We start from the raw sequence: 6,910 nt of genomic DNA, 5'->3' as shown, positions 1-6,910 counted from the left end.
AGACGTGCAGGAGCCTGGCCATCCGCGCGATCGTGTGGTTCGCCTTCTGCGCGTCGATCAACTCGAACCGTTCTGCTTCCGAGGCTTCGACGCGAAGAAGGCTGCCGCTTTTCCCAGGAACGCGTTGTCTTCCCGCAGCTCGAACACTTCCCGCCGTAGCCGCTTCAACTCCGACCGCTCGTCTTCTTCCAACGGACCGGTGGATTTTCCGTCCCCGTGGAGAAGTTCTTTCTCCTGCCGCACCCAGTTGCCCAGCGTCTGGGGACCGACGTTGATTTCCGCAGCCACTGCCGCGATCGAGCGGCCTGTATCGATGACCAGATGCGCGGCTTCGCGCTTGTAGTCCTCGGTGTACGACCGTCGTTGCTTTCTGCTTGACGACATGCCAGACATCCTTCCAGCGGAACCCGTGATCCCGCTATCTCGGGTGTCTACAACTCGAGGCTAACCCCATGGCATCGACGGCGGCGAGTGTCTCGAGTTCGAGGTCGGGGGCGTCGAAGTCGACACGGTGGCCCTTGAGCAGGAAGTCGAGTTTGGGATGGAGTTGGGCGAGCGTCTCGTTGGGCATGCGTGAGGGGTTGCCGCCATGGGCGGAGCACAGGGCGTTGGCTTTTGCGTGGAGGGAAGATACGGATTCCAGGTCGAGCTCCGGCTCGTCGAAGTCCTGCACGCCGTGGTCGGCGAGTAGAAAGTTCAGTTTCTCGTGGAGGCTGGCGAAGGTGATGTCGGTCATGAGTGTCCTTTTCTCGCGGTTTGGTGGCGCCCTTTGTTGGCGTGGGCAGGTATTCGGATGGTTCTGTCCCCAGGGGCGGCACCGTACGCGTCTCAGGCGCCAAGCCCTGGTCGTCTCAGCTCAGGAAGCGCGTTGCCTGTCAGCGCGCTCCAGCGCTTGGTAGGTCGCCGCGAAGGCCTCGCAGGCGTCATCGGGAAGTGCATAGTTATGGGTCAGGGTCCGCAACTCGTTGAACAGTTCAACGGTGCGGGTCTCGTTGCCCGACTGCTGGAGAGCGAGGGTGATCTCCCGTACGCGGGTGAGTTCCGGGTGGTTTGCTCCGTGTACGCGTTCGATGTGGGAGGCGAGTTCGGCTGCTCGCGCGAGGTTCTGGTCAGTCACTGATCATTCCTTTCCGATGGTGAAACCAAACTATGGGGTCTGGGGATGGTTGTCCCTTGATGGAGGTCAAGACGAGCTGGGCCGGGTCCTGGCGGTGATCGCTGCGTGAGGATGCCGCGGGTGCTGCTGCTGGTCGGTGACCTCATACCCGGCACTCTCCAGCGCTCGTGCCATGGCCGTTATCGGCCATCGGTAGGCCGTCGTGGCTGGGTGCTGGAACGCCTCGAACCGTGGGCCTGAGAAGAACGAGAGGAGGAGTGAGCCGTCGTCGTCCAGAACACTGCGCAGGGTCGCCAGTGCTGGCGGGAGCTGGTCGGGATCGAGGTGGATGAGGGAGTACCACGCCAGGATCCCGGACCAGCGCTCGGCGGACCCGACGAGGTCGGCGAGTGAGCCGTGCCGGAACGGCACGGCGGGATGTGCGCGGCGGGCGAGTTCGACGAACTGGTCGACCGGTTCGAGTCCTTCGACGTCGTACCCGAGGGCAGCGAGGTGACCGGTCCAGCGTCCGGTGCCTGCGCCGACGTCGAGGATCCGGCCGGAGACTGTCTCAGCCCAGGGCTCGACCACGCTGCGGCCGGGGTCTCGGGGGGAGACCACGGTGCCGAGCATGCCGGCCAGTCCGACCGCCTTGGTGCGGTACGCCTGGGTGACCTCATCCATCCGTGCCTCCGTGAAGTGAGCGGGTCCAGCGGTGTGAGCGCAACAGTCGCAGCAACCCCGATCACATGAGCATCATGAGGATGAGGAACAGCAGGAAGCCAGCGGCTGCCATGGCGATAGTGCCCGTGCTTTCCTTGATCTCGTAGGCCTCCACGAGCAACTCGGCGACTGCGGTGAACAACAGGGCGGCGGCACCGAAGGCCAGGCCGGCGATCAGCAGCGGGGCGGAGACTCCGGCGAAGAGGAGGGCACCGAGTACGGCGCCGATTGGCATCATGACCGCCACGAAGGCCCCCACTCCGATCGCGGTGCCGACCGAACCGCCCCCGGCTCGCGTGGATCCGGCCGTGGACGCGGCGACGAAGAGGAGCTCGATCGACAGCGCGATCGCGATGAGGAGGGCCGCGGCACCGCCGGCCGACAGTGCCACACCGATGATGGCACCGTCGATGAGGACGACGACCGCAAGAGCGATGGCCAAGCGCAGGTTCACGCCGGTGGCCCCCTTGGTCTGCACGCCACCGTGACCGTGGTCGTGCTCCTCGCCATGAGCGTGACTGTGGCCGAATCGGTTGAGGAGCGCGCGCAGCGCCAGCATGAATGCCGTACCCAGCACAAAGCCGATGATCAGTGGCCAGCCTGCACCGAGGTGGAGCGCCTCCGGAAGCAGGTCGAGTGTGGCCGCAGCGATGATCAGGCCGGCGGCGAAGTGCTGGACGTAGCTGGTGAGTGTGGAGGTCTGGCTACGCGTCGCGAGAGCCGCGATCACCGCGCCCACAAGACCCGCCACCAATCCGATGGTGCCGAGTCCGAGCGCTTGCCCGAGCAGTTCCATTGTTGTTTCCCTTTCACAATGTTGCAGACGTTTGAGTGAGCCGGGTTGCCTCGGCCCTTCCACCCCTGAACTTATGCCGTATCGGAAACGTTGTAATTGATCTGGATCAAGAGTCCGCAGAGGTGCCACCGCCCATGCATCAGAGCAGAGGCGAGCAAAGGCGCTGCGTGTCAGACGCTTCGGGGCCGCTGCTGCGGCACCGCCCGCGATGCCGACATCGGCTGGGTCCAAGGCCGAGGCGTTCGGTGACGGTGTCATTTTCAGGAATCGACTGCACATCCGACCGATCAAGGCGTCGCCTGGATAGGTCCGGGTAACAAGTTCCCCTGTCCCGGCGTGCTGTACTCACCTGCCTGGTGGAGGTCGACGAGCGCTATGAGGACTGGCTAACCGTCTGAATTGGCGCCGGTACTGATCGGGATGATGTCGCTCGAACCTGATGTGGTTCGAACCCGTGAGGCAGCGATCCTGGTCAGCGACACAATAAGGCCGACCACGTTGATGCGTGAGGACGAAGAATCTGCTCGGAAAGGCGGGATCGTCGCATCTACCGAATGCGATAGGACAGCCCGCCAACACCCGCCGGGGTACGCGCAGCCCCGCTCCCGAAGTTTCCGGCTCCGGGGGCAGGATGGATGCATGACCAATCACATGCCGACCGACGAGGTCACCCCCGGCACCCGCCTGAGTCCCGGCGCCGTGGCGCCACCGAAGGCGATCAAGGATCCTCTCCCCGATTGGAATCCGCGGGGTCCGCGGGTTCGTCGCGATCCCGTTTCCGCCTACGACGAGATGCGATCGCGATGTCCCGTCGCGCGCGGGGCGAGCGGTGCCTGGACGCTGTTTTCGCATGCTGATGTCACTGCTGCCGCCCTGGATCATCAAGCCTTCTCCAACGCCGTGTCCCGCCACCTCCAGGTGCCCAACGGCTTCGACGAGGCCACGCACACGGAGTTCCGAGCTCTCGTGGACCGCTACTTCACTCGGAAACGGATGACAGCTCTCGAGCCCGCGGTGCAGCGAGTCGCGGCCGAACTCGTCTCGCAATTCGACGTTCCCGGGCCCATCGACGCAGTCGAGGTCGGCGCTCGCTTTGCGGTGCGCGCGCAAAGCGCCTGGCTCGGATGGCCCACCGACCTCGAGGACGAGCTCCTGCAGTGGATGGCGGACAACCATGCAGCCACTCGCTCACGAGATGGGGCGCGCACCGCGGAAGTCGCCCAGCGCTTCGATGCCATCATCCGGTCCCTCATCAACGCTCGCCGCGAGGCCGGTGACGCCGCACCCGACGATGTCACCACCGAGCTCCTCCGCGACCGCGTCAACGGCCGCGAGCTGACCGACGAAGAGATCGTCTCGATCCTACGCAACTGGACGGGTGGCGACCTGGGGTCGATCGCCCTCTGCACGGGCGTGATTCTGACCTACCTCGCCGACCACCCGCACGTGCAAGCCCGGCTGCGCTCCGGAGTGTCCGACCGGGAGTTCACCGCGATCCTCGACGAGATCCTACGGATCGATGATCCCTTCGTGGCGAACCGACGCATCACCACCGAGCCCGTCACAGTCGGCGGCCGTGAGCTCGCCGCCGGCGAACGAGTCTTCCTCAACTGGACATCCGCCAACCGGGATCCGCAGATGTTCGGTGACCCGGACGCGTTCGACCCCCTTGGTAATGCGCCCTACAACCTCGTGTACGGGATCGGGAAGCACGTCTGTCCCGGACGTCTACTTGCGACCCTCGAGCTGCGGGCACTGACCCGGGCCGTCCTTGAGACGACGGCCGCGATCGAACCAGATCCAGGCAGGCCGCGACAGCGCGCTCTGCCACCCGTCGGGGGCTTCGCAGCAGCCCCGCTGCGCCTGCGGTGACGACACAACCGGCCATCGCCATCATGACCAGGATGAGGACGTGGGGTTGCAAGCTGACCGACATTGGGAGGAGGATCGTCGAATGACTGTCCCGCCTGAGTCCAGACACAGCGGTGAACCGCACGCACCAAGCCACCACGCCAAACTCAACGCACTACGCGCCGGAGTGCTCGGCGCCAACGATGGCATCGTCTCCGTTGCCGCCTTGCTGCTGGGAGTGATCGCCAGCGGCGCCGGTGACACTGCGGTCTTCGTCGCCGGGTTGGCCTCGACCGTTGCCGGTGCGGTCTCGATGGCGTTGGGTGAATACGTTTCCGTCTCCGCCCAGCGGGACACCGAGAAGGTCTTGATCAACAAGGAGCGTGCCGAGCTCGCCGATGATCCGCAGGCCGAACACGCCGAGCTGTCCGGCATCCTCCAGGGATATGGCATCACCAAGGACACCGCTGATAAGGCTGCTACCGAGATCGGTGCCAGCGACCCCCTGGCCGCTCACCTGCAACTTGAGCTCGGCCTCGATGCGGAGGACTTGACGAACCCGATCACGGCGGCGCTGTCGTCGGCGGTGGCATTCGTGCTCGGAGCCCTGCTGCCCATGATCTCGGTCTTCTTCGCCCCCTCGGGGACTGACGCCGTTGTGGTCACAGTCGTGACTCTCATCGTTCTGGCCCTGACCGGTCACATCTCCGCGAGACTGTCGGGCACTTCACCGCTCAGGTCGAGCCTGCGCCTGGTCATCGGCGGCGCTCTCGGACTGGCGCTGACATACGTTGTCGGATCCCTATTCGGGCTTGCTGTTTGACACTCCCCAGGTCGCTTCCTTCGCCGTGCATCCAGTCTCTGGTCCTGGAAATTGCCGTGCATCACCAGGGCCTGGCCGCCGCAACGGAGATTCTCCGTGGTTCTTGATCCACGTCAAGGGAAGTTCGCTCGGTTCTGCGTAACTTAAGAGATGTCCAAACCGGCTCTTCGCAGATGAGGGTGTAGAGCCTGGTGCTGTGGGTCCGTCCGTGTCGTTGCCTGGGTAGACGTCGAGGTCTCCCTGAAGATGGAAGTTCTCACACTCTCCATCCGGAAGACCTCGACATGGGTAAGCCTAGCTTCACGACCCCCGATCTTGACGCGTTCTGCCTCCTCGACACCCACGCCGTGACTATCACAGGACAAGCTGTCGATGTCGATCAAGCAGTCTTGGAGTGCCGCACCACTACCGACGATCCCGATTCCTGGTGCCGGGAATGCGGCACGGAAGGCATCCCCCGCGGAACCGCGGTGCGCAGGCTCGTCCACGTCCCCCTCGGCTGGCGACCCACGCTCCTGCACGTGAGAGTCCGCCGCTACCGGTGCCCGACCTGCACACGCGTCTGGCGGGAAGATCTCACCCCGGTCGCCGCGCCACGGGCGAAGCTGTCGTGGTCGGCTGTGCTGTGGGCGCTGAAATGCCTCGTCATCGACAGGATGTCCATCAGTCGTATCGCTGCGGGCCTGGGCGCGGCGTGGCACACCGTCAACACCGCTATCCTCGCCACCGGCCAACAGCTGCTGGTCGATGATCCCAGCAGGTTCGACGGTGTCCGTGTCATCGGGGTCGATGAGCATGTGTGGCGGCATACGCCGTTCGGCAGCAAGTTCGTCACTGTCATCATCGATCTCACCCCGATCCGCGACAAGACAGGCCCCTCCCGGTTACTGGACATCGTCGAAGGCCGGTCGAAGAAGGTCTTCAAGACCTGGTTGGCGACCCAATCGCAGGCGTTCCGTCACGGTATTGAGGACGTCGCGATGGATGGCTTCGCCGGCTACAAGTCAGCCGCGACCGAAGAACTGCCCGACGCGACCCCGGTGATGGACCCGTTCCACGTCGTCGTGCTGGCCGGGAGTGCTGTCCAGCGGTGTCGGCAGCGGATCCAGCAGGAGACACTCGGACACCGGGGCCGGTCCGGGGACCCGCTCTATGGCATCCGTCGCATCCTGCTCACCGGCGCGAACCTGCTCACCAGCAAGCAGACCGATCGACTCGAAGCTGTGCTCGCTGTCGAGGAACACCCGCAAGTCGATGTCACGTGGTGGGTCTACCAGCGCATCGTGGCCGCGTACCGCGACCCCGACCGCACTCGCGGCAGAGACCGACTGCGGGCGGTCATCGCGAGTCTCTCGGCAGGAGTGCCAGCAGCGTTGACGGAGCTGACGACGCTGGGGAGAACGCTGAAACGCAGAGCCGCTGATGTGCTCGCCTACTTCCAACGACCCGGGACAAGTAACGGGCCGACTGAAGCGATCAACGGCCGACTCGAACTGAATCGCCCCGGGTTTAATGGAGACATCGATAACCCGGAAGGATGGGCGGCATGGTCGCACCACGAAAGTACCCCGACGAGCTACGCGAGCGAGCCACGAGGATGGCGATCGATGCGCGCAAAGAT

At 64.6% G+C, this 6,910-nt stretch carries 7 protein-coding genes and 1 pseudogene; 3 read left to right on the top strand and 5 right to left on the bottom strand.

Annotated elements, in window-relative coordinates; genetic code table 11:
- The 5 genes and pseudogenes from BJEO58_RS14430 to BJEO58_RS14410 all read right to left on the bottom strand — a co-directional run.
- Positions 1 to 384: pseudogene (locus BJEO58_RS14430) on the bottom strand (transposase); the annotation flags it as partial.
- Positions 385 to 418: 34 nt separating this feature from the next.
- The gene (locus tag BJEO58_RS14425) at positions 419 to 736 is read right to left on the bottom strand and encodes a hypothetical protein (protein WP_101590156.1); all 318 of its coding nucleotides are present in this window, start codon (positions 734 to 736) and stop codon (positions 419 to 421) included.
- Between the two features lie 120 nt (positions 737 to 856).
- Entirely contained in the window at positions 857 to 1,117 is a 261-nt protein-coding gene (locus BJEO58_RS14420; protein ID WP_101590155.1) for an iron-sulfur cluster repair di-iron protein, ric, read from the bottom strand.
- A 66-nt stretch (positions 1,118 to 1,183) separates the two neighbouring features.
- The gene (locus BJEO58_RS14415) at positions 1,184 to 1,780 is read right to left on the bottom strand and encodes a class I SAM-dependent methyltransferase (RefSeq protein ID WP_101590154.1); all 597 of its coding nucleotides are present in this window, start codon (positions 1,778 to 1,780) and stop codon (positions 1,184 to 1,186) included.
- A gap of 61 nt (positions 1,781 to 1,841) precedes the next feature.
- Complete coding sequence (locus tag BJEO58_RS14410; RefSeq protein ID WP_246076025.1) at positions 1,842 to 2,873, bottom strand: ZIP family metal transporter; 1,032 nt, start codon at positions 2,871 to 2,873, stop codon at positions 1,842 to 1,844.
- Between the two features lie 381 nt (positions 2,874 to 3,254).
- On the opposite strand from BJEO58_RS14410, the gene BJEO58_RS14405 reads away from it, so the two are divergent.
- From BJEO58_RS14405 to BJEO58_RS14395, 3 genes are all read left to right on the top strand, one after another.
- On the top strand, positions 3,255 to 4,487 hold the full coding sequence (locus BJEO58_RS14405) for a cytochrome P450 (RefSeq protein ID WP_101590152.1): 1,233 nt from the start codon (positions 3,255 to 3,257) through the stop codon (positions 4,485 to 4,487).
- 82 nt (positions 4,488 to 4,569) lie between these two features.
- A complete protein-coding gene (locus tag BJEO58_RS14400) occupies positions 4,570 to 5,289 on the top strand; it encodes a VIT1/CCC1 transporter family protein (protein ID WP_026077377.1) in 720 nt (239 codons plus the stop codon).
- 284 nt (positions 5,290 to 5,573) lie between these two features.
- The coding region (locus tag BJEO58_RS14395; RefSeq protein WP_373270418.1) for an ISL3 family transposase at positions 5,574 to 6,910 on the top strand (1,337 nt) is incomplete at its 3' end.

This window comes from Brevibacterium jeotgali (genome assembly GCF_900169175.1).
GTDB lineage: Bacteria > Actinomycetota > Actinomycetes > Actinomycetales > Brevibacteriaceae > Brevibacterium > Brevibacterium jeotgali.
This window is presented reverse-complemented; position numbering and strand designations above follow the sequence as displayed.